18 protein-coding genes are annotated in these 20,451 nt (G+C 69.7%); 11 read left to right on the top strand and 7 right to left on the bottom strand.

The genetic code is table 11. The features are described from left to right. Positions 1–27 precede the first annotated feature (27 nt). The 6 genes from U1T56_RS14865 to U1T56_RS14840 all read right to left on the bottom strand — a co-directional run bounded on the left by U1T56_RS14865 (position 28) and on the right by U1T56_RS14840 (position 7,751). Positions 28–2,247 carry a DUF3141 domain-containing protein gene (locus tag U1T56_RS14865; RefSeq protein ID WP_418160265.1) on the bottom strand — a complete coding sequence of 740 codons (2,220 nt, stop codon included), beginning with the start codon at positions 2,245–2,247 and terminating at the stop codon, positions 28–30. A gap of 24 nt (positions 2,248–2,271) precedes the next feature. Further along, positions 2,272–3,054, bottom strand: coding sequence for an enoyl-ACP reductase FabI (gene fabI / locus U1T56_RS14860; RefSeq protein WP_418160294.1), 783 nt, complete (start codon positions 3,052–3,054; stop codon positions 2,272–2,274). 33 nt (positions 3,055–3,087) lie between these two features. Beyond that, entirely contained in the window at positions 3,088–3,675 is a 588-nt protein-coding gene (locus tag U1T56_RS14855; RefSeq protein WP_418160264.1) for a hypothetical protein, read from the bottom strand. Next, entirely contained in the window at positions 3,672–4,613 is a 942-nt protein-coding gene (locus U1T56_RS14850) for a DUF2950 domain-containing protein (RefSeq protein ID WP_418160263.1), read from the bottom strand. Before U1T56_RS14850 ends, U1T56_RS14855 begins: the two co-directional genes overlap by 4 nt. 37 nt (positions 4,614–4,650) lie before the next feature. Next, entirely contained in the window at positions 4,651–6,570 is a 1,920-nt protein-coding gene (locus U1T56_RS14845; protein ID WP_418160262.1) for a DUF3300 domain-containing protein, read from the bottom strand. A 128-nt stretch (positions 6,571–6,698) separates the two neighbouring features. Continuing rightward, positions 6,699–7,751: a hypothetical protein gene (locus U1T56_RS14840; protein ID WP_418160261.1), complete on the bottom strand. Its 1,053-nt coding sequence runs from the start codon at positions 7,749–7,751 to the stop codon at positions 6,699–6,701. Positions 7,752–8,127: 376 nt separating this feature from the next. Here U1T56_RS14840 and U1T56_RS14835 point away from each other — a divergent pair, with 376 nt between their 5' ends. From U1T56_RS14835 to U1T56_RS14795, 9 genes are all read left to right on the top strand, one after another. Further along, entirely contained in the window at positions 8,128–8,391 is a 264-nt protein-coding gene (locus U1T56_RS14835; RefSeq protein WP_418160260.1) for a hypothetical protein, read from the top strand. Between the two features lie 118 nt (positions 8,392–8,509). Then, positions 8,510–9,658, top strand: a complete 1,149-nt coding sequence (locus tag U1T56_RS14830; protein WP_418160259.1) for an efflux RND transporter periplasmic adaptor subunit — start codon at positions 8,510–8,512, stop codon at positions 9,656–9,658. Positions 9,659–9,662: 4 nt separating this feature from the next. Then, complete coding sequence (locus tag U1T56_RS14825) at positions 9,663–12,827, top strand: efflux RND transporter permease subunit (protein WP_418160258.1); 3,165 nt, start codon at positions 9,663–9,665, stop codon at positions 12,825–12,827. 61 nt (positions 12,828–12,888) lie between these two features. Next, entirely contained in the window at positions 12,889–13,560 is a 672-nt protein-coding gene (locus U1T56_RS14820) for a DUF3313 domain-containing protein (RefSeq protein WP_418160257.1), read from the top strand. A 472-nt stretch (positions 13,561–14,032) separates the two neighbouring features. Further along, positions 14,033–14,977 (top strand): RibD family protein, encoded by a 945-nt coding sequence (locus U1T56_RS14815; RefSeq protein WP_418160256.1) that lies wholly within the window; start codon positions 14,033–14,035, stop codon positions 14,975–14,977. 44 nt (positions 14,978–15,021) lie between these two features. Beyond that, entirely contained in the window at positions 15,022–15,330 is a 309-nt protein-coding gene (locus U1T56_RS14810) for a hypothetical protein (RefSeq protein ID WP_418160255.1), read from the top strand. Positions 15,331–15,440: 110 nt separating this feature from the next. After that, entirely contained in the window at positions 15,441–15,953 is a 513-nt protein-coding gene (locus U1T56_RS14805) for a hypothetical protein (RefSeq protein WP_418160254.1), read from the top strand. A gap of 222 nt (positions 15,954–16,175) precedes the next feature. Then, positions 16,176–16,856, top strand: a complete 681-nt coding sequence (locus tag U1T56_RS14800) for a hypothetical protein (RefSeq protein ID WP_418160253.1) — start codon at positions 16,176–16,178, stop codon at positions 16,854–16,856. Positions 16,857–16,953: 97 nt separating this feature from the next. Beyond that, positions 16,954–18,063 (top strand): mandelate racemase/muconate lactonizing enzyme family protein, encoded by a 1,110-nt coding sequence (locus tag U1T56_RS14795; RefSeq protein ID WP_418160252.1) that lies wholly within the window; start codon positions 16,954–16,956, stop codon positions 18,061–18,063. 14 nt (positions 18,064–18,077) lie between these two features. Here U1T56_RS14795 and U1T56_RS14790 read toward each other — a convergent pair whose 3' ends face one another. Beyond that, positions 18,078–18,497: a hypothetical protein gene (locus tag U1T56_RS14790; protein ID WP_418160251.1), complete on the bottom strand. Its 420-nt coding sequence runs from the start codon at positions 18,495–18,497 to the stop codon at positions 18,078–18,080. 170 nt (positions 18,498–18,667) lie between these two features. On the opposite strand from U1T56_RS14790, the gene U1T56_RS14785 reads away from it, so the two are divergent. Together U1T56_RS14785 and U1T56_RS14780 are read left to right on the top strand one after the other, a co-directional pair. Further along, the gene (locus U1T56_RS14785; protein WP_418160250.1) at positions 18,668–19,570 is read left to right on the top strand and encodes a 1-acyl-sn-glycerol-3-phosphate acyltransferase; all 903 of its coding nucleotides are present in this window, start codon (positions 18,668–18,670) and stop codon (positions 19,568–19,570) included. A 79-nt stretch (positions 19,571–19,649) separates the two neighbouring features. After that, a complete protein-coding gene (locus U1T56_RS14780) occupies positions 19,650–20,447 on the top strand; it encodes an FRG domain-containing protein (RefSeq protein WP_418160249.1) in 798 nt (265 codons plus the stop codon). Positions 20,448–20,451 lie beyond the last annotated feature (4 nt).

The raw sequence follows: 20,451 nt of genomic DNA, 5'->3' as shown, positions 1-20,451 counted from the left end.
ACGCATCGTCCGTCATTGCGCCGGCCTTCATTCCGCTGCGGCGCCCGGCCGTCGTTGACCCGTTTTCCCGCTGCCCTCGCCTCGCGCCGCATCGAAGATCTCCCCGATCCGTTGCAGGCGCGCCTCGGCCTCCTCGCCGAGCTCGCCGTGGGCGCGAGCCACCTGCTCGACGAGCGGGAAGGCGGCACGGGCCTCGGTCTCGCGACCCCGGATCAGCTCGGGCAGGCTGGCGATCGCCCGCTTCTCGTCGAGCAGCAGCATCAGGAACTGATCGCGGACCAGCGCTTTGAAAGCAGGGAGCGGCACCCCCTGCTCCTGCTCCTCGCGGATCTTGCGGATCATCGCGAAGCTCCGCTCGTCGGCCGCCTTGGCCGGCAGCCCGATATGGAGCAGGGCGCGGACCACCGCCTCGCGCAGACCCCCTTCCGTCATTCCGGTCCGCAGCATCTCGATCCGCTCGCGGACGAAGGCCAGCTCCGCCGGGTCCCGCCCCGGGCGCGCCCGGGGCGGCGCATCGCTCGCCCGCAGGCCCAGCAGCGCCTGAACCAGAGGCGAGCCGTAGATGGCGTAGAAGCTCGCCTCCGCCACACCGTCGCGCCAGACCCGGTACCCCTCCAGCGCCGCCTCGATCTGCTGCGAGACCAGCTCTTGCGCCGCGAGGAACGGGTTGTCGGCCGCGGCCGGCCGCCGGTTCTCGCGCACCCATTCCGCCATGGCGGCAACCGGCGCCACGAGCGGGTTGTCGTCCGCGAGCAGCTCGTATGGCAGGCGCAAAGGATTGAGCCACCGCAGCAGCTCCGCGCTCTGCTCGGTGGTCATAGGCCTGAGCCAGGGCTGAACGAAGGTGCGGTAAAGCCCGAGATTGACCTCCGATAGCCGGGCGACCGCCGCGAACGCACGTTCGTCCGCGAGGTCGTTGCCGCCGAGGGCGCGGATGTCGTCCAGGTCACGCGCCTCGAACCGGGCGATGTAGTCGCCGGAGACCAGACCTTTCGGGTCCGTGCCCGCGGCCAGAGGGGTGAGCACCGCCTCGTAGAGGCCGGGTGGCAGGCAGTCGATCAGGTCGATGTTGGAGGCGAACTCCTGGTGCTCCTTCCTCGCCACCGAGCCCGAAACGAAGATCCCCAGGTGGCCCACGCTCTCGTGCACGGCATAGACGATGGTCTGGCCGTTGGCGCGGATGTCCTCCACGCTGCCGTAAAGATCGAGGATCCAACCCAGCGCCTGCGGCGGCGGGGTGATGTTGTCGCCCTTCGAGCAGAAGCAGACGATCGGCGAGCGGATATTCCTGAGGTCGATCCGCACCCCGTCCTCGGTCACGATCTCCGCACTCGCGAGCCTGTTGCCGACGAAGAGATTGTCGACGATCCACTGCACCTCCTCGGCATTCAGGAGGACGTGGCCGCCCCACCATCTCTCGAAGCCGAGATAGCGCGGGCCTTCGCTGTCGATCTTGGCGTAGAGATCGTATTGCTTGCTCCAGAGCGTGTTGGCTGGGTTCAGACTCTCGAAGTTCTGGACCAGCGCCGCCCCGTCGAACACGCCGTGCCCGAGATCGCCGGCGAGCGCGGTGAGCCAGCTTCCGCCCAAAAACCCGCCCGTGTAGCGCATCGGGTTCACGCCGCGGACACCGGCCCAGTAGGACAGGGGCGAGCCCGCGACGATCAAGGGGCCGCACAGCTCGGGGCGGGTGGCCGCCACCAGCATCATCGCCCAGCCGGCCTGGCAGTTGCCGACGATCACCGGCCTGCCCTCGGCCTCGGGATGCAGCGCGATCACACGTTCGAGGAAGGCGGCCTCGGCAACCATGATGTCCGGGATGGTCTGGCCCGGGACCGGGTTCGGCAAAAAGCCCACGAAGTAGCAGGGATGGCCGGCCTTGAGCGCCACACCGATCTCGCTGTCGGCCTTGAAGCCGCCGATGCCGGGCCCGTGTCCGGCGCGCGGATCGACGATCACGAACGGCCGAGCCTTGGAGCTCACCAGGACGTCAGCCGGCGGCGTGATCTTGGCCAGAACGTAGTTCACCGGCCGTGGCAGGGTGCGGCCGTCCAGTACGAGTTCGCCCTGAAACTGGAGCACGTGCGGGGCCTGCTTCGCCATGTGCTCGCGATACTGGTTGCCCCGCTGCCGCAGCACGTCCCAGAACAGGATGCTGCGCTGCCACGCATCCACGGCATAGTCGAAGGCGGCGACCCAGGGTGCCATGCCCGCTGCGGTCGTCGTCCGGGGGTTCGCTTCGGTCATGATCTTGCCTCGCGGCCCTCGCCGTCAGTCGATGATGTGGTAGCCGCCGTCGATGTAGATCGTCTCGCCGGTGATCAGCCTGGCGGCATCGGTGGCGAGGTAGGCGGTGGCCATGCCGACATCCTCGACCGAGACCAGGCTGTGCAGCGGTGCTTTCTCCTGTGCCTTGGCCAGAAGCTCGTCGAAGTGGCCGATGCCGGAGGCGGCCCGGGTTTTGAGCGGGCCCGGCGAGATCGCGTACACTCGAATGCCCTTAGGCCCGAGCTCGGCCGCCATGTAGCGGGCGGCGCTCTCGAGCGCTGCCTTGACCGGCCCCATCAGGTTGTAGTTCTCGACCACCATCTGCGAGCCGTAATAGGTCATGCAGAACAGCGCCCCGCCGCGGTCCATCAAGGGCTCGGCGAGCTTCGCCATGCGGATGAAGGACCAGCAGGAGATCGCCATCGCCTGCAGGAAGCCCGCTTTCGAGCAGTCCACCACCCGACCCTGCAGGTCCTCCCTGGGCGCGAAGGCGATCGAGTGCAGGAGGAAGTCGAGCCGGCCCCATTCCCGCCCGATCCGCTCGAACACGGCCTCGAGCTCGCCCTCGTTCCCGAGGTCGAGCGGCACGAGGATCCCGGCCTCGAGCTCCTCGGCCAGCGGTTCGACGTAGGGCCGCGCCTTCTCGTTCAGGTAGGTGACCGCGAGCTCGGCGCCGAGTGCCCGGAAGGCCTTGGCGCAGCCCCAGGCGATCGACTGGTCGTTGGCGATCCCGGTCACGAGGCCCCGGCGCCCGTCGAGCGTCACCAGGGAGCGATCGAACGTCATCATGATCCCGATCCTTTGCCGTCGGCGGCCGCCTCACTGCACGGTGTAGCCTTTGGCCGTCATGCAGGCGGTGAAGCTCTGGCTGAAGGCCGCCTGCTGCTGCGACGGCGTCGCCTGCTGCTGCCGGGTATCGCGGCGAGCCTCGCGGCGACCTTGACGCTGGCGCGAGCCGCCGACCATGGCGCCGGCGCGGGCGGCGGCCTGGCTCGGGTCCTCGATCTCCCGCTCGCTCTTGCTGGTCGTTCCCTCGACGAGGGCACCGGCCGCCGCGCCTCGGGCCGCTCCGGCGAGGCGCTGCCCGGCCTGCGGTCTGGCCGGTGCCGGCACGGCGGCGGGCTGGCTCGGGTTGTAGCCGGACTGTGCCGTCGCCTGGTTCTGGCAGGCGGCCCGGTCCTGGTTCAATTGCTCCGGCGTCTGGCCGGCGTTCGGGTAGATCATGGCCTGCGCCTGCAGGCCCTGCGGCATCAGGAGCGCCAGGCCGAGCGCGCCGGCCAGGGCGATCCTCGTAATCGGGAACATCAGCATCCTCCGCCTGGAGACGGCGCCACCCGGACGCGGCGCCAGGGTGTGGCGGGCGATCATCGGCTCCGCGCCGGTCGAGACCGAGGTGCTGGCCCTCACGGCGCTCCCTCCTCGGCGACCGCGGTCCAGCTCGCGTCCGGATCGTAACGGGTCATGGCCTCGGCGATCCGGGTCGTGTCCGGTCCCAGATCCTTCTGGTAGAGCCTGCCCCGGTGGCCCAGGACGAAGGTCATGACACCCGAGTTGCGGTAGTCGGCCGGCCAGGCCACGAGCGCGAAGCCCGCGATCATGTTGCCGTTGATGACGTAGTCGTAGGCGCCACCGGGCGGGTTCGGGCCCTGCCCGGTCAGGATGCGGAACCAATAGCCCCGGTAGGGCTCGCCTTCGCGGCGGTAGCCCAGATACTCGGCCGCTTGCGCCGCGAACGCCGCGAGGGGGCTCGCTCCGCCGTCGTCGGGCTGCCAGTAGAGCCCGTCGTGCTGGCCGGGCGTGCTCGCGAGCTTCTGCGCATACTCGAGCACATCGTCGCCGTCGCGGTCCGCGCTGGCGTAGGCAAGCTGCGCATCGGCATAGGCGCGCGCCAGCCTGATTGCCGCCAGCTCGTTGCGGCCGATCCGGCGATCGACGATCTCCTCGAGCCCGGCTTCGGTATCGAAGCGCCAGCCCTGGCCGCTGCGGACGAGCGGGATCGGCATCGGCCAAGCCTGCCGGCCGAGGACGATCGTCGCCCGGTCCTGCCCCTGAGCCTCGAGGTGCAGATCCTGCGCCGCTGCCGCCCGCAGCAGCGCCAGGCCCTGGCGGGCGGCCGCCGGATCACCGCCCAGGAGCTCGTCGCGGTGCTCCGGCCCGAACAGCGTCACCAGCCCTTCGCCATCCGGGGCGTTCAGGGCGGCCGCAAATGCCGCGAGCGCTGCCTGCGGGGTGGCGAAGGTCGCCTCCGCCGCTCGCAGCGAGGTGGCGCCGCAGAGCAGGATCGCCACCAGGATGGCTCCAGCCCGCTGCCGCCGCATCATGCCTCGCCGAATCGAGCCCGCCATGCTCGCCGCTCCCCAGCTCTTGTCCTTTGTCGGCCGGTCAGCCACGACGGCCGCCGCCTGCACGACCGCCGCCGCCCAAAGCCCCACCGCGGCTGGCGCGGCCACGATCCGCCTGCAACCGGACTTTGTCCCCGCCGGCGAACCCGGACGCCAGGCCACCGCTGTTCGGGCGGGATGGTGCGACGGAACGGCTCGTCTGCGCCGCCGGAGCCGCCGCCCCCGGCCGAACCGGTGCTGCCGTTCGGGGCGCCGGCCGGGTCGGCGCCGTGGCAGCCCGGGGCTGCGTCGGACGTGACGTGGCCTGCCTTTGCGGTAGCGCATTGGCGCGGCTCTGCGCCTGTGCCCGGCTTGCCGCTCCCCGCTGCGCCTCGGCACGAGCCGTGCGTCCCTGTCCGATATCGGTCGCAAGACCGGCCGGCGTTGCCGCCGCTCTTGCCGTTCCCGACCGTGTACCGATGGCCTGCTGCCTGGCCGCGGCCGGCCTGGTACCCGGTGTCCTGGCCGCAGCGCCGGTAGCCGCGACGTTGGTACCGCCAGCGCGCCCACTGTTCGGCAGCGCCACCTGCCTGGTCCCTGGCACCGCGCGTGCCCCGTTCTCGCGGACCGCGGTCACCTGTTGCGGGCGGGCCGAAGCCTGCGTGGCTCTGGCACCCGTGCGCGTCGCCTGCCGGGTCGATGCGCCGGCCATCGGGACTTCCACCCGGGTCGACGGACGGGCGGCGACCCGGGTGCCCTCGCGGCGGGCTCGCAGCTCGGCCTGGACCTGGCTGCGGTTGCCCCGGCCGCCGGTGACGATGGTGCTGTCCTCGATGTTGATCCCGCCGCGGCGCCCGCGCAGCTCGTCGAGATCGCCCTCGTCGATGTCGAGGTCGTCCCAGTCGACGTCGATGTTGTCGTCGTCGAACCAGTCGTCGCCGATGGCATAGCCCAGGAGGCCGCCGACCACGGCACCGCCGGTGAAGGTTGCGGCCGAGGACCAGAAGGTCGACTGCGGCTCGGCGTAGCTGACCACCGGCGTGCCGGCGTAGGCCGGCGCCGGTGCCACGTAGGCAGGCGCAGGGGCCGGGGCAGCATAGGCGGCCGTGGCCGGTGGCGCGGCGTAGGTTGGCTCCGACACGGTATGGTCGGCCACGGGAGCTGGCGTCGCTGGCGAGGGTGCTGGTGCAGCTTCCGCCGGCGTGGGGGTGGCCGCTGCAGCGGGCGGAGCCGCGGCTGTCGTCCCCGGCTGCCCGGCTGCAGCGGACGGCTCCGCCGGTGCCGAGGCCGTCTCGGCCTGGCCGGCCTCGCCGATCGCCTTCCCGGACCCGGGGGCTTCCGTTGCGACCGGAGTGCCGGCCGTGGTCGCGATCGCCGTCAGCAGCGCCTCGGGATCGTAGGTCGGCACCACGATCTTGTCGGCATTGGCGGGCATGATCCGGATGATCTCCTTCTGGATCACGACCTGCTGCAGCTCGCTCGAGCCGAGAATGCCGGCCTGATAGGCCGACCAGCGGATCCGCTGCACGGCGTCCTGGACCGCGGGCAGCCGGTCCACCACCGCATTGCCCATGGTCTCGGTCCAGTCGAGATACTCGTTCATCGTGCCGATCAGGGGCGGGTAGTTGAGCAGGCCCAGGATGCTCGGGTCCCAGGCCGGATCGGGTGCCAGGGTAGGGTTCTGGGCATGCTTCACCAGGAATCGCTCGGCCTGGACGACCTGTACCGGCTGGACCGAGGCCTGCAGGATCAGCGCCAGCAGCGGATCCGGGTAGAGCGCCACCGGCGCCACCAGCCGGGTGATGTCGCCGACGTCGACCTGCGCCGCCGTTTCGCTCGGGGCCGCCTCGTTCGAGGTAGCGGGCGTGGTGGCGGCAGGAGTCGGCTGCGCCAGCACCGTCGGCAGCATGGCCCCGAGCGACAGGCCGACCAGCAGGAGCGCTGGCGCCAGCAGCGTCGTGCGCATGCCGATGCGCGCCATGATCCGTTCTCCGCGAGACCCGAGCAAAAGGAAAAGAGCAGAGCCGTCGCGCGATCGCTCAGGCTCGTGTCCTCGACTGCGGCTATCCTAGCGCCCGGACGGATGGGGATGACGAAACATACTGTAGCCTACGGGTCGTGCCGGCCTTCGGCAGGAGCCATCGAAGGAGAGAGCGGCTCGTTGGTGGCTTTCTGCAGATCCGCTCGCAAGGCAGCACCATGGGGCAGCGCCACGGCGGTTACGACCTGCCGGGCGATGTCATCCTGGATCGCGAGCAGATCCTTGGCGCGCAGATCCTCCTCGTAGGTCTGAGCCCAGAGCACCTCTCCCGTCCTGGCCTCGACGAGGCGGCTGGTCACCCGCAGCCGAGGATCGGAGACGCGCAGGCTGCCGGTGAGCACGTAGCGTACCGCAAGCTCGCGGATGGCCGATTCCGGATCTGCCGCCCGGATGCTCGATGCCATCTCGTGGCCGAGCACCGTAAGCTCCTCAAGCCGGGAAAGCTGGGTCAGGATCTCCTCCGTCACGCCTGCGGCATAGAGCTTCGCCTCGTCCCCCTCGCTGAGGCTCGCGAACGGCACGACCAGCAGGGTGGCGCTGCTCGCAGGTGCGGCTTCGGCCGTTGCCACGGGCTGCTGCTGATCGAAGCGAAGGTGCAGGATGCCGAGAGTTGCTGCCAGGATGGCGAAGCTCGCCAGAGCGAGCGCCAGGGAACGCCGGCCACGGGATGGCGAAGGCCGCTCGGTCACGGTCGGCGTAGGCGGCTCGACTGCTGACGGTGCTGCCGTCATCGGTTCGTCGCGACGGGTGAAGGTCGGGACGTAGCGGCCCTTGGGGATCTCGATCAAGACGGGGTCGGCCCGGCCGGACACGAGATAGTAGCGCTCAAGCGCGCGGCGCAGCCGTCCGGCCTCGATCCGCACGACCGGATCGGCCTGGCTGTCGAAGCCCTCGTCGCGTTCGAACACCGCCACCCCGATGGCGTAGCCTTTGAGGCGGTCGGCGCGCCCGGCGAGGGTCTCCTCCACGATGTAGCTCAGGAACCTGTGTACACGCTCGGGTGCCACGAACTCGGGGCTGACGACGATGCGGGCGAGCTGCGTGCGCACCATCTCGGGCGAGGGTGGCGACGGCGTTTTCCGCCGGCGCTCGCCCGCCGCCCGCCGCTTTGCTTCCTGCATCGACGAGCCTCTCGTATGACGGCCATCCTAGGGTGGCCTGGATAGCCTCGGTCATGCCGGAGAATGATACCAGTATGCTTTGGTCGATTCCGATCTGGATCAGGTGAGGCTATCCGCTCATCGACCATGTCGATACCAGAAGTTGCGGCTCGGATGAAAGCTCATCGCCGCCGCTCTGCATGATAAGGTGTTTTTTCACAACTTTGCCGTTCGCCCGAAATGAATAGATAGCCTTAATATATTTTCTACAGTATGTTACTCCCATCAGATCGACGGGGCAATCACACTGTTTTTGTGCATCGGATCGTACGGGCATCGGGCAATGCCTCAGGGAAATCGCCCGAGGGCATAGTTGCCGCCATCAGAGGCTCCACGCATGGACAAGGCTCTGCTCGCCGCCGTGCAGCGGTTTCCGGACCGGCAGCACGTGCTGAAAACGCTCGCCGCCCGGGACGAGTCGTTCCGGGCGCTGTGCTCCGACCTCGCGGAGGCGGAAGCCGCTCTTCGGCGATGGCGGGCGTCGACGTCGTCCGTCCGGGAGCAGCGTTGCGCCGAGTACCTGGAGCTGGTCGAGAGCCTGGCCGGCGAGATCGTGCTCCATCTCGATGCCGTCGGGACCGGAACTTCCGATGTCGCATGACGGCGGCGAACGCACCGAGGCAGCAAGGTCGCGCGCGATGCCGAACCGGCCTCGTGGAAACGGCGAACGATCACCGCTCCAGGCATCCGGTCGGATGCGCCCGGAAGGAGCGACCGGCATGACCCGAGCCCTGACGGCCTGCATCCGCCCGGCGCTGACCATTCTGCCGCTGGCTCCGCTCGCTCTCCTCGCCGGCACGGCCCTGGCCCAGCCGGCAGCATCTCCTACCCCAGCGGTCACCGTGGCCAAGGTCGAGCGGCGGGACATCACACCTTCGGTCAGCTTCACCGGCCGGATCGAGGCCGTCGACAAGGTCGATCTCCGTGCCCGCGTCGAGGGCTTTCTCGAGAAGCGCCTGTTCCAGGAGGGGCAGGAGGTCAAGGCAGGCGATCTCCTGTTCGTGATCGAGAAAGCGCCCTACCAGGCCGAGATCGAGGCCATCAACGCCGCGATCGCCCGTGCCCAGGCCTCGCTCGACCTCGCCACGATCGAGCAGCGCCGCCAGCAGCAGCTCGTCCAGAAGCAGGCGGTGGCCCAGGCCGTGCTCGATCAGGCGACCGCCAAGGCGGCCGAGGCGCGCGCCAACCTGCAGCAGCAGCAGGCAAGCCTCACCAAGGCCGAGCTCAACCTGAGCTATACCGATGTCAAGGCGCCCATCGCGGGGCGGATCGGCCGCTCCGTGTTCACCGTCGGCAACTTCGTCGGCCCGTCGAGCGGGTCCTTGGCCACGATCGTGAGCCAGGACCCGATGTACGTGACCTTTCCGGTCACCCAGCGCCAGCTCCTGGAGGTCCGCAAGGTCGGCGCCGAAGGCGGGAGCGATCCCAAGAACATCGCTGTCAGAGTGCGGCTCGCCGACGGCAAGCTCTACCAGGAGGTCGGCCGGATCAACTTCGTCAACGTGCAGGTGAACCAGGGCACCGACACGGTCGAAGTGCGGGCGAGCCTCGCCAATCCCGAGCGCCTCCTGGTCGATGGCCAGCTCGTCACGGTGGTGGCCGAGACGGCGGAGCCCCGGCCGGCCCTGCTGATACCGCAGGCGGCGGTGCAGATCGACCAGGCCGGCCGGTACGTCCTGCGCGTCGGCGCCGACGACAGGGTCGAGGTGCAGCGCATCACCACCGGCGGCGAGCAGGACGGGTTCTACGTCGTCACGAACGGCCTCGAGGCCGGCGAGCGGGTGATCATCGAGGGCCTGCAGAAGGTCCGCCCCGGCATGAAGGTCAATCCGGCCGAGGCACCCGCTGCTCCGCCGGCGGAGGGCTGAGCCCATGCTGTCCGGCCTGTTCATCGACCGCCCCCGGCTGTCGCTCGTCATCTCGGTCGTCATCACGATCGCCGGCCTGATCGCGATGACCGCCCTGCCGGTGGCGCAGTTCCCCGACATCGTCCCGCCGCAGGTGCAGGTCACGGCGCGCTATCCCGGTGCGGGCGCCGTCGTGGTCGAGCAGACCGTGGCACAGCCGATCGAATCCCAGGTCGTGGGTGTGGACAAGGCGCTCTACATGAAGTCGAGCTCAGGGAACGACGGCAGCTACACGCTGACCGTGAGCTTCGCCGTCGGCACCGACCCCGACATCAACACGGTCAACGTCAACAACCGCGTCCAGCTCGCTCTCCCCCAGCTCCCCGAGGAGGTCAGCCGGCAGGGGGTCACGGTCAAGAAGAAGTCCTCGGCCATCCTGCAGGTCTTGGCGATCTATTCGCCGGACAATCGCTACGACACGCTGTTCCTCTCGAACTACGCCACCATCAACCTGCTCGACAGCATCAAGCGCGTGCCGGGCGTGGGCGACGCCTTTCTGTTCGGAGCGCTCGACTACTCGATGCGGGTCTGGTTCGACACCGACCGGCTGACCGCGCTCGGCATCACCCCGAACGACATCATCCAGGCGCTGAAAGCGCAGAACGTGCAGGCGGCGGTGGGCCGGATCGGGGCGCAGCCGATCGCCGACGCCCAGTTCCAGCTCAACATCCAGACTCAGGGCCGCCTGATCGAGCCGGAGCAGTTCGCGAACATCGTCATCCGCGCCAACCCGGACGGCTCGTTCGTGCGGGTGAAGGACGTCGGCCGGGTCGAGCTCGGGGCACGCAGTTCCGATTCTTACGGCCGGTTCAATGGCGGTCCCGGTGCCCTGATCGCGGTGTTCCAGGCCCCGGGTGCCAACGCGCTCGCCACTGCCGACGGCATCGCCGCGGTGATGACCCGCCTCAAGGCCCAGTTCCCGGAAGGGGTCGACTACAAGGTCACCTACGATTCCACGAGCTTCGTCGAGCAGAGCATCGAGGAGGTCGTCCACACGCTCCTGGAAGCCTTCGTGCTGGTGGTGATCGTGGTGTTCCTGTTCCTCGGCAACCTGCGCGCCACCTTGATCCCGCTGATCGCCGTGCCGGTGTCCCTGATCGGCACCTTCGCCGTGATGCTGGCCTTGGGCTTCTCGATCAACATGGTCTCGCTGCTCGCCCTCGTGCTCGCGATCGGCATCGTCGTCGACGATGCCATCGTCGTGGTCGAGGCGGTCGAGGCCATGCTCGAGCAGAACCCCGGCATGAGTCCGGCCGAGGCCGCGAAGCGCGCCATGGGTCAGATCACCGCGCCGATTCTCGCGATCACGCTGGTGCTGCTCTCGGTGTTCGTCCCCGTCGCGTTCGTGCCCGGCATCTCGGGCCAGCTCTACCAGCAGTTCGCGGTGGCCGTGGCCGTGTCGATGGTGATCTCGGCCGTTAACGCGCTCACCCTTTCGCCAGCACTCTGCGGCCTGCTCCTGCGCCACCATCATGGGCCCAAGCGCGGGCCGATGCGCTACATCCTGGGCACGATCGACGCCGCCGGCCGCGGCTACACGGCCGCCGTCGCCCGGCTCGTGCGCATGGCGGTCTTGAGCCTCGTCGTGCTCGCAGGCGTGCTCGCCCTCGATGCCTGGCTGTTCAAGGCCACGCCAACCGGTTTCCTGCCCGAGGAGGACCAAGGTGCGTTCTTCATCGAGGCACAGTTGCCCGAGGGGGCCTCGGTCAACCGCACCCGGCTCGTGGCCGAGCGGGTCGAGAAGATCCTGCGGGATATCCCGGCCGTGGAGGACATCAGCACGGTCGTGGGCTACAGCACGCTGGACGGGCTCAGCAAGTCGAACAGCGCCTACTTCATCGTCCTCCTGAAGCCGTTCGCGGAACGCGCCGGCGAAGGGGAGGACGTGAACGCGATCATCAGGAAGGTGCGGGCCGAAGGAGCCGCGATCCGCGAGGCGAACGTCATCGCCTTCAACGTCCCGCCGATCATCGGGCTGGGCACCGGCGGCGGCTTCGAGTACCAGCTCCTGGACCTTCAGGGCGGCAGTACCGCCGACCTCGCCGGCGTCACCCGCGGTCTCGTCTTCGCCGCCAACCAGGACCCCAAGCTGCAGGCGGTGTTCACGACCTACTCGGCGAGCACACCCCAGCTCTTCCTCGATATCGACCGCGACAAGATCCAAACACTCGGCATCAGCCTCGCCGACGTGTTCAACGCGCTCCAGGCGACCCTGGGTGGTTACTACGTCAACGATCTCAACCTGTTCGGCCGCACCTGGCAGCTCAACGTGCAGGGCGAGGCCAAGGACCGGGCCGGGATACCCGACATCTACCGCATCCACGTGCGCAACCGCGCCGGCGAGATGGTGCCCTTGCGCGCATTCGCAGAAGCCCGCCCCATCATCGGGCCACAGGCGATCGTGCGCTACAACAATTACCGCTCGGTGACCATCAACGGCAGCCCGGCACCGGCCGTAAGCTCGGGCGAGGCGCTCGCCGCCATGGAGCAGCTCTCCGCCCGCAGCCTGCCGTCGGGCTACAGCTTCGAATGGACCGGCACGGCGCTGCAGGAGAAGGAGGCCGCCGGCCAGACCGCGACCATCCTGGCGCTGGCCGTCCTGTTCGCCTACCTGTTCCTGGTGGCTCTCTACGAGAGCTGGACCATCCCGGTGCCGGTGCTGCTTTCGGTCACGGTCGGCATCGCCGGCGGCATGGCGGCTTTGTGGCTCGCCGGGCTCGACAACAATATCTACGCCCAGATCGGTATTGTGGTGCTGATCGCTCTCGCCGCCAAGAACGGCATCCTGATCGTCGAATTCGCGAAGGAGCGGCGTGAGCACGGCCTGTCGATCCAGGATGCGGCGATCGAAGGAGCGCGGGCCCGCTTCCGCGCGGTGATGATGACGAGCTTCGCCTTCATCGCCGGCCTCGTGCCGCTGGTCTTCGCCGAGGGAGCCGCCATGCTCTCGCGGCGCGGTGTGGGCACGGCCGTGTTCGGCGGCATGATCGCGGCTTCGGCGATCGGCATCTTCATGATCCCGCCGCTCTATGTGACCTTCCAGTGGCTGCGCGAGCGGATCAAGGGGCTGCTGGGGACTGCGGAACAGCCGCATGCGGCCCCGACCGAGGCGTCGGCTGCCGCCGAGTAGGCCCGGGCCGGGCGACGGAGCACGCCCGACCATCCGGGCGGCAACGAGGGGAGGACTGATCATGATGAGACAAGGGGCGGCGACCGCCTGCATGCTGCTGGCGCTGGCGGGGTGCGCGGCACAGACCCAGGAGGTGCAGGAGGCGCCGTCGGCCTTCGCCGGCTCCACGCACCTGCGGCCCTCGTCGGAGGAACCGGGTGCCTGGACCTACATCGCCCCCAACGCGCAACTCTCGGCCTATCGCCGCTTCATCCTCGACCCGCCCCGGATCTTCCGCGGCGAGGGCTCCGGCTACGGCGATCTGTCCGAGGCCGATATCCAGCAGATCGCGCAGATGTTCGTCGACGAGACCAGGGCTGCGCTCGGTCCCACCTACCCGATCGTGACGCAGCCAGGACCGGACGCGGCACGGCTGCGCTACACGCTGATCGCCGTGTCGCGGACGGTGCCCTACGTCTCGACCGCGACCCGGGTGATCCCGATCGGCGCCGCGATCAACCTGCTCAAGGGCGGCGCCGGCGGAGCGGGGACGCTCACCGGCTCGGTGACGTACGGGATCGAGGCCTTCGACTCGCAGGGCGGGCAGCTCGTCGCCGCCGCCGTCCGCGAGCTGACGCCCGGCGCCTTCGACCTCGGCGCCACCCTAGGCACGATGGAGACCGCCCGCGCGGTGGCGAAGGACGCCGCAGCGAAGCTCAGGGCGCGGCTGGATTCGCTGCAGCGGGCAGGATGATGGAGAGCCGATATCGCAGGAGACGCCTTGCAGGCATGACTGTCGGCTGAGGTAGACCGCGCTCGAGCATACGCACCGTCACGTGATGCATGGCGATGTGCCGACGCCGCGCGGCCTCGAGGGGCTCCATCGTGGTCGCGCGGCCACCGTCGCTCGAGGCCGGGCGCGAAGGTCAGCAGGTACCGGGGCAGGTCGTGCCGCACTTGGTGCGGGATCGACGAGCGGCCGATGCGCTGATGAGTCCGGAGGGGCGAGCTCTTTTCCCCCGGCCTCCGCGGGGCGACGGGCTCGCCCGAAGCCACCGAGACCGCCGATCGAAATCTGCCGTCGCGCTTTGCCGCGGCTTGTGTCAAAACCAGAATAAACGGCCATCGAGCGCAACCGTACCGCGACCACATCGCAGGGGATCGGGATGCAGCAGGCAGACAGCGCAGCTCGTTCCGGCGGGCATCTGAACGGGAAGCGCCATACCTTGGCGGAGGCGAACGGCAGGATCGGCGTGACAGAGGCTTGGCAGCTCGTCCTCGCCGTGCGTCGTCGCATCGATGCCGGCCCGGATTCCGGTCCGGCAGCCGAGCTGGGTTTCGGCCGCGTCGATGGCCGATGGACCCCGCAGGACCCGCGCTGTGCCGATCTCGTGGTGGACACGGCCGGCGCCGTACCGCGGCAGGGCCGCCACCGCCTGACGGCGGCCGCGCGCGAGCTGCTCGAGCTGCATCTGCCGCTCGCGCTCTGCCCTGCGCGCCGGGGCTTCGCGGGCGCCCTGCTCGGCCAGACCCTCGACGGCTTCATCGCCACCCGCGAGGGTCATTCGCGCTACATCAACGGCAGGGCGAGCCTCGTCCACCTGCACCGGCTGCGCGCGCTCAGCGATGCCGTCGTGATCGGCGTCGGCACGGCGATCGCCGACGGCCCGCGCCTGACCACGCGCCACGTGCCGGGACCCGATCCGGTACGGGTGGTGATCGATCCGCACGGGCGCCTGCCGGCGGAGTCCGGCCTGCTCCGGGACGGCGCAGCACCCACCCTCGTGATCCGTGCCGGGAGCGGCCGTCCGCTCGAGGAGAGGCTCTCCGACCAGGCGACGGTGCTGCATCTGCCGAGCCGCGACGGCAGGATCGAGCCGGCGGCGATCGTGACAGCGCTCGCCGGACGGGGGCTCGGCCGCCTCCTCGTCGAGGGTGGCGGTTTCACCGTGAGCCGCTTCCTCGAGGCCGGCCTACTCGACCGGCTGCAGCTCGCGATCTCGCCCGTGATCCTGGGCGCCGGGCGCCCGGCCCTGCCGGTGACGCCGGCCGAGCGGCTCGATCAGGCGCTGCGGCCGAGCGGCCGGCGCTTCCTCATGGGCGAGGACGTGCTGTTCGACCTCTGCCTACGGTCGCGCGAGGCGGGTCAACATCGGCCGCGAAGCTGCTAAGCTCGGCGCCGATCCGCCTACTGTCATCAGCCGAGGTCGCCGCCATGATCGCCCGATCGGCACGCGCTCTTCTCCTCCCTCTCGTCTTTGCCGGCTGCGCCGCCTCGCGGCCGCCGGGAGCGCCGCCGATCTCGTCCGATGCCGCCAACGGACAGGCGATCGCCACCGTGCTCGGCACCCCGTTCTATGCCCTGTTCAAGGCGACGAGCTGCTTCGTCAGCACGGTCATCGTCGTCCCGAGCTCGGCGGCGCTGGCTCTCACCGAACGGCCGCAGCGGGACGGGGAGCGCGAGGCGCTGCACGAGGGCCTCGGCCACAACTGCTTCGGCTCCTACGTCCTCGAGCCCTCCTGAGCACGGGTCGTCCACCTCGTACCGGAAGCTGCACGCCTGTGCCTGTGGCCACCTGACGGTAGCGAGCCGTGCTAGCTTCGCCGCAGGATCTTGCGGTGCGGGGAACGGGCATGAACGGCATCGGACGACTCTTGCCACTGCCGGCCGGTTCGGCGCAGCCTGGGTCGCGCGTAGCACCGGCGGCAGAAGCGCGCGGCGGGGTCGAGCTGCGCTATGGTTGGCAGGACCGCGTCCGTGGGCTCGCGAGCGCGGTGCTTCTCGTCTCGTGCGGCACCATTCTGCTGCCGGCGGGCTGGGCCGAAGGCGATGCATGGCGGCTGCTCGCGGGCGGCAGCGCTCTTCTGCTCGGAGCCCGGCTGCTGATGCTCCTGCCGCAGCTCTTCGCGGCGCGGCCGCGGCTGTGCATCGATGCGGCGGGCGTGCATACCGCTTGGGGCGCCGTCATCGCCTGGCCGGAGATCAGGGAGGTGCGGGTGCGCCACACCGCCCTCGACGACCGTCTGGAGCTCAGGTTCGCTGCCGGCTGGCTCTGCGTTCTGGCGAGCTGCTGGCACTGCCCGCTGGACGAGCTCGCGGCCGTCATCGAGAGCCGACGCCGCGCATTCCCGAGCCTGCCGGAATAGTCCCGGCGCTGCTTCCTCCCCCGCCGGCCCCCACCGATCGTGCGGGGAAGGGGTGATCCCGGAGAAGGGCGAGCGTCATGGTCGTAGAAAAATGCCGATGAAGCTTTCCAGCGGCCTTGCAAGACGGCCTCCGCTTCCCTTTGGATGATCCAAAGGCTGGCCGAGCCATTTCGACACGTCCTCGAAGACCCGACCTGTCGCGGCATGCTGAGGGAGGCGCTCATGCGCGAGCTGGTGGTGCTTGCTCTAGGCTCGATGGCCGGTGCGGCGACCGCGGTCTTGCTCTTGGGAGCCCTCGACGCCTCGACGTCGCACGCGGAGCCGGAACCCGTGCAGCCTGCACCAGGAATCTGCGCGCCGCAGCCGTTGGACGAGGCGCTTCGGCCGCGTCTCGCCGACCTCGAGCAGGCCATTGCGGCCATTACCCCGGCCCTCTCGGAGCTGCGCACGCAGATCGCGGCCTTGGCCGCCGCCCGCTCGGAGAGCCGGACCGAACCGCTGCTGGCGCTGGACGACGGTCTCGACCCGGTAGCCGAGGGCGAAGCTGCTCCAGCGGAGATGCGGGCTGCGGTGGCCTTGCCGTCCGCTCGGGCGAGCCTCGCCACGAAGCTGGCTATTCCGGCGGACGATGCTCCGGCAGGGATTCCCGCCCGGCAGGCCCGCGCCACCGACAGGATGGCCGATGCCGTCCTCCTGTGGCCGCGGCGGGCCTTCGTCGCCCTGCAGGACGTCCGCTACCGGCAGGGACCCGGCCTCGACACCCCGATCGGCGGCATCCTGCGCGCCGGCGACGTGCTGATCGTGGACCGCAGGGTCCATGATTGGCACTGCTTCGTCACACCCGCCGAGCGGCGGGGTTGCGTCCAGCGCCAGTGGCTGCGGCCGGCGCGGCCGAGCGATTGAGGCATCGCCGGGGTGGAAAGGTGCCCGCGGTTGATCGTGGGCGGGGCGTCGTGCATCCTGCCGTGACCGCGACGGACGAAACGAGGAGGCCCGGCCCGTGCCCGCCATCGAGCGCGTGGAGATCCTGATGGTCGATCTGGCGCCGAAGGTGGTGCGCACCGACGCGATCCAGGCCTTCGTCAGCCAGGAGACGCCGATCGTCCGGCTCTATGATCGCGACGGTGCCGTGGGCACCGGCTACAGCTACACGATCGGCACCGGCGGCTCCTCGGTGGTGCGGCTGATCCGCGATCATCTGGCGCCGATGCTGATCGGCCGCGACGCCGACATGATCGAGGACATCTGGCGGGCACTCCTGTTCAGGATGCATGCCACCTGGCCCGGTGCCGTCACCTCGCTGGCGCTGGCGGCGATCGACACGGCCCTTTGGGACCTGCGCTGCCGGCGGGCGGAGCTGCCGCTCTACGTGCTCGCAGGGGGCGCGCAGGAGAGGGTGCCGGCCTATACGACCGAAGGCGGCTGGCTGCAGCTCTCGGTAGACGAGCTGGTCGAGGAGGCGCTGGAGGCCAAGGAGCGCGGCTTCAAAGGGGCGAAGCTCAAGATCGGCAAGCCCGGCGTGGCCGAGGACGTGGCGCGGGTCGCGGCCGTGCGCGAGGCCGTGGGCTCCGCCTTCGAGCTCATGGTCGATGCCAACCAGGGTCTCACCCCCGATCAGGCGCTCCGCCGCGCACGAGCGCTCGAGGAGCTCGACCTCGCCTGGCTCGAGGAGCCGCTTCCTGCCGACGACGTCGCCGGCCACGCGCGGCTCGCCGCCGCCACGAGGATTCCGCTCGCGGTCGGCGAATCGCTCTACAGCCCCGGCCAGTTCAAGGAATATCTCGTGCGCGAGGCGTGCGGCGTGGTCCAGGTCGACGTCGCGCGCATCGGCGGCATCACGCCCTGGCTCAAGGTGGCGCACCTCGCCGAGACCTTCGGCCTGCCGGTGGCGCCGCATTTCCTCATGGAGCTGCACGTCTCGCTGGCGGCGGCCGTGCCCAACGGGCGTTGGGTCGAGCACATTCCGCAGCTCGACGAGATCGCGCTCGACGGGGTCAGCATTCACGACGGCATGGCGATTCCGCCCGAGGAGCCGGGACTCGGGATCGACTGGAACTGGGACGCGATCGAGCAGCGCCGGGTCGGTGCTGCCACGCTCGTCGTCGACTGATGGTGCCGGGCCGCTCAGGAGTCCCGGCTGACCGGTGCTGCCACCGGAACGCGCGGTGCCTTCAGCGGCTCGACGGCACCGTAGCCGCAGCCGCCAGCGCCGAAGCTGTCGTAGGGCAGCGGCGGCAGCACCAGCATCGCACCCTGGGCGCGCAGCGCGCCCGCGAAGCGCTCGCCCTCGCCGTGGACCTGCCAGACATTGGCGAGCCAGGTACCGCGCATGACCACCCCGTCGGCGTGCGCCACGCGGGCCAGCACCTCGGTCTCGCCGAGGCCGCGCGGAAACACCGCGAGCAGCGTGCCCGAGCGCTCCTCCTTCGCCCCGGCGATCGCGAGCGTGACCGCGAGCCCGACCATCCAGGCGATCACGACGAGCGCGCCCAGCAGGAACGCCAGAAGATGACCGCGCTCTCGATGATCCGTTCCGTAGGTCATGGCTCCGGCCCGAGGCCGCTTCTTGGGAACCTGCGCGAGCGCCTGCGGTTGACGCATCCGAAGGCTGTCGTTATCTCGCAGCGCCGACAGGCTTTGGCAATGGTCCTTGCCGGCGGCTGCCATCGACTGCAGGATGGCCCAGCAATTCCCCGCGACGAGCAACGGGGTCCATGTCGTCGAGCGCAGATGCCGGAAGCGAGCGCCACATCGTCGATGCCCTGATCGAGGAGCGGGCGCCGACGCTGTTCCAGCATGCCGGCACCCGTTGGCTGCTGCGCCGGGTGCTCTACCCGCGGCTCGGTTATTACCAGGCCCGTGAGGCGATCGATCGCATCCAGGGCATGAGCGGCCCTGCCATTCTCGACTACGCCGCGGCCGAGCTCGACCTGCAGGTGCGCTCCTTGGGTCTGTCGCGCCTACCCGCACAGGGCCGGGTGATCGTCGCCGCCAACCATCCGACCGGTCTCGCCGACGGGGTGGCGGTCTGGCGCGCGCTCAGCCCGATCCGCGAGGATCTGAAAATCCTGGCGAACGGCGACGCGCTGCGCCTGGCCCCTTCCTTCGCGGAGCTGTTCATCCCGGTCGAGTGGGTCAAGAGCAGGCGCACCACCGCCGGCAGCCGGCGCATCCTCACCGAGATCGCGGCCGCGTTCCGCAAGGAGGCCGCGCTCGTGTTCTTCCCCTCGGGCCGGCTCGCCTACATGCACTGGCGGGGCCTCAGGGAGCGACCCTGGCTGCCCACGGTCGTAACAATTGCGCGCAAGTTCGAGGCCCCGATCCTGCCGCTCCACATCCGCGCCCGTAACAGCGCCTCGTTCTACGCGCTCTCGCAGATCAGCCACGAGCTGCGCGACATCACCCTGTTCCACGAACTGCTCAACAAGCGCGGCGCCAGGTTCGAACTCACCATGGGCCTGCCGATCGACGCCCGTGACCTGCCCGAGGATCCGGCCGAGGCGGTACGGATGCTCCAGCACCATGTCGAGCACGAGCTGCCGCGCGCGAGCCGCCGGCATCCCAGGATCGAGCGCCGTCGCCGCCCCTTGGCGCGGCTCGGCGCCCCGCTGGGCTGATCTTCCCGGCCGGGCCGGAACCACGGCTGCCACCGCGCGTTCTCGCGCCAGCGCCGGCTGCCCGGCCCGGAGATGAAGCGTGCGCGAGGTCCAGGTCGGCTCCCTTACCCAGTACATCGAGCTCATCAACAGGGTCGCTAGCGGAGCCGCCTGCTTTCGCGGCGCCAAGGACCCGGTCGAGGACATGCGCCCGACGGTGGTGCGGTCCTGGCAACGCAACCGGCGCATCCGCCAGCAACTCGGCCAAGCTCCGCGGTTCGAGCTGTGGCAGTACGAGGCACGGCTGATCGAGGCGTTCCAGCGGCGCTCGCTGCCGTTCCTCGAGTTCGTGCCCGACTGCCATCTGAGCTGGCTCGCAGTGGCGCAGCACTACCAGCTTCCGACCCGGCTCCTCGACTGGTCCCGCAACCCGCTGGTCGCCCTCTATTTCGCGGCGACCGACCGCAACCGCCAAGAATATGCCGACGACTGGGTCGACGTGAGCGTGTTCGTCTGGCAGCTCGGCAAGGAGCCGGACGTGGACGATCACGTCCTGCCGCTTGGCCGGGTGCGGGCCATGCACCCGGATGGCCGCGGCCTGATAGCGGACAACGAACCGCGGGCACCCGGCATCGTCCTGTTCAGCCCGCCCATGATCTCGATGCGCTTCGCTTCGCAAGAAGGGCTGTTCAGCTTCGAGCAGGAGATCTCGGCCCGCCCCTTCACCGAGGCGGCCGACGAGCAGGGGCTCGATCTCACCCGGATCATCGTACCCGGCGCTTGCCGGCTCACGATCCTGCGGCAGCTCAGCCGGCTCGGCGTCGAGACGGAGAAGCTGTTTCCCGATCTACCCGGTCTCTGTGCCCATCAGCGTTGGGTGGCCGAGTGGCTGTGGTGACGGC

It is taken from the genome of Benzoatithermus flavus, assembly GCF_037908215.1.
GTDB classification, from domain to species: domain Bacteria; phylum Pseudomonadota; class Alphaproteobacteria; order Geminicoccales; family Geminicoccaceae; genus Benzoatithermus; species Benzoatithermus flavus.
Note: the sequence above shows the minus strand (reverse complement) of the source record. Positions and strands in the feature narration are given on the sequence as shown.

What these genes read in the sequence shown, in the direction of transcription:
- U1T56_RS14825 (WP_418160258.1), top strand. Translation starts at nt 9,663, where the DNA reads ATGCTGTCCGGCCTGTTCATCGACCGCCCCCGGCTGTCGCTCGTCATC.
- U1T56_RS14805 (WP_418160254.1), top strand. Translation starts at nt 15,441, where the DNA reads ATGAACGGCATCGGACGACTCTTGCCACTGCCGGCCGGTTCGGCGCAG.
- U1T56_RS14800 (WP_418160253.1), top strand. Translation starts at nt 16,176, where the DNA reads ATGCGCGAGCTGGTGGTGCTTGCTCTAGGCTCGATGGCCGGTGCGGCG.
- U1T56_RS14850 (WP_418160263.1), bottom strand. Translation starts at nt 4,613, where the DNA reads ATGGCGGGCTCGATTCGGCGAGGCATGATGCGGCGGCAGCGGGCTGGA.
- U1T56_RS14785 (WP_418160250.1), top strand. Translation starts at nt 18,668, where the DNA reads ATGTCGTCGAGCGCAGATGCCGGAAGCGAGCGCCACATCGTCGATGCC.
- U1T56_RS14835 (WP_418160260.1), top strand. Translation starts at nt 8,128, where the DNA reads ATGGACAAGGCTCTGCTCGCCGCCGTGCAGCGGTTTCCGGACCGGCAG.
- U1T56_RS14810 (WP_418160255.1), top strand. Translation starts at nt 15,022, where the DNA reads ATGATCGCCCGATCGGCACGCGCTCTTCTCCTCCCTCTCGTCTTTGCC.
- U1T56_RS14820 (WP_418160257.1), top strand. Translation starts at nt 12,889, where the DNA reads ATGATGAGACAAGGGGCGGCGACCGCCTGCATGCTGCTGGCGCTGGCG.
- U1T56_RS14830 (WP_418160259.1), top strand. Translation starts at nt 8,510, where the DNA reads ATGACCCGAGCCCTGACGGCCTGCATCCGCCCGGCGCTGACCATTCTG.
- U1T56_RS14790 (WP_418160251.1), bottom strand. Translation starts at nt 18,497, where the DNA reads ATGACCTACGGAACGGATCATCGAGAGCGCGGTCATCTTCTGGCGTTC.
- U1T56_RS14865 (WP_418160265.1), bottom strand. Translation starts at nt 2,247, where the DNA reads ATGACCGAAGCGAACCCCCGGACGACGACCGCAGCGGGCATGGCACCC.
- U1T56_RS14840 (WP_418160261.1), bottom strand. Translation starts at nt 7,751, where the DNA reads ATGCAGGAAGCAAAGCGGCGGGCGGCGGGCGAGCGCCGGCGGAAAACG.
- fabI (WP_418160294.1), bottom strand. Translation starts at nt 3,054, where the DNA reads ATGACGTTCGATCGCTCCCTGGTGACGCTCGACGGGCGCCGGGGCCTC.
- U1T56_RS14845 (WP_418160262.1), bottom strand. Translation starts at nt 6,570, where the DNA reads ATGGCGCGCATCGGCATGCGCACGACGCTGCTGGCGCCAGCGCTCCTG.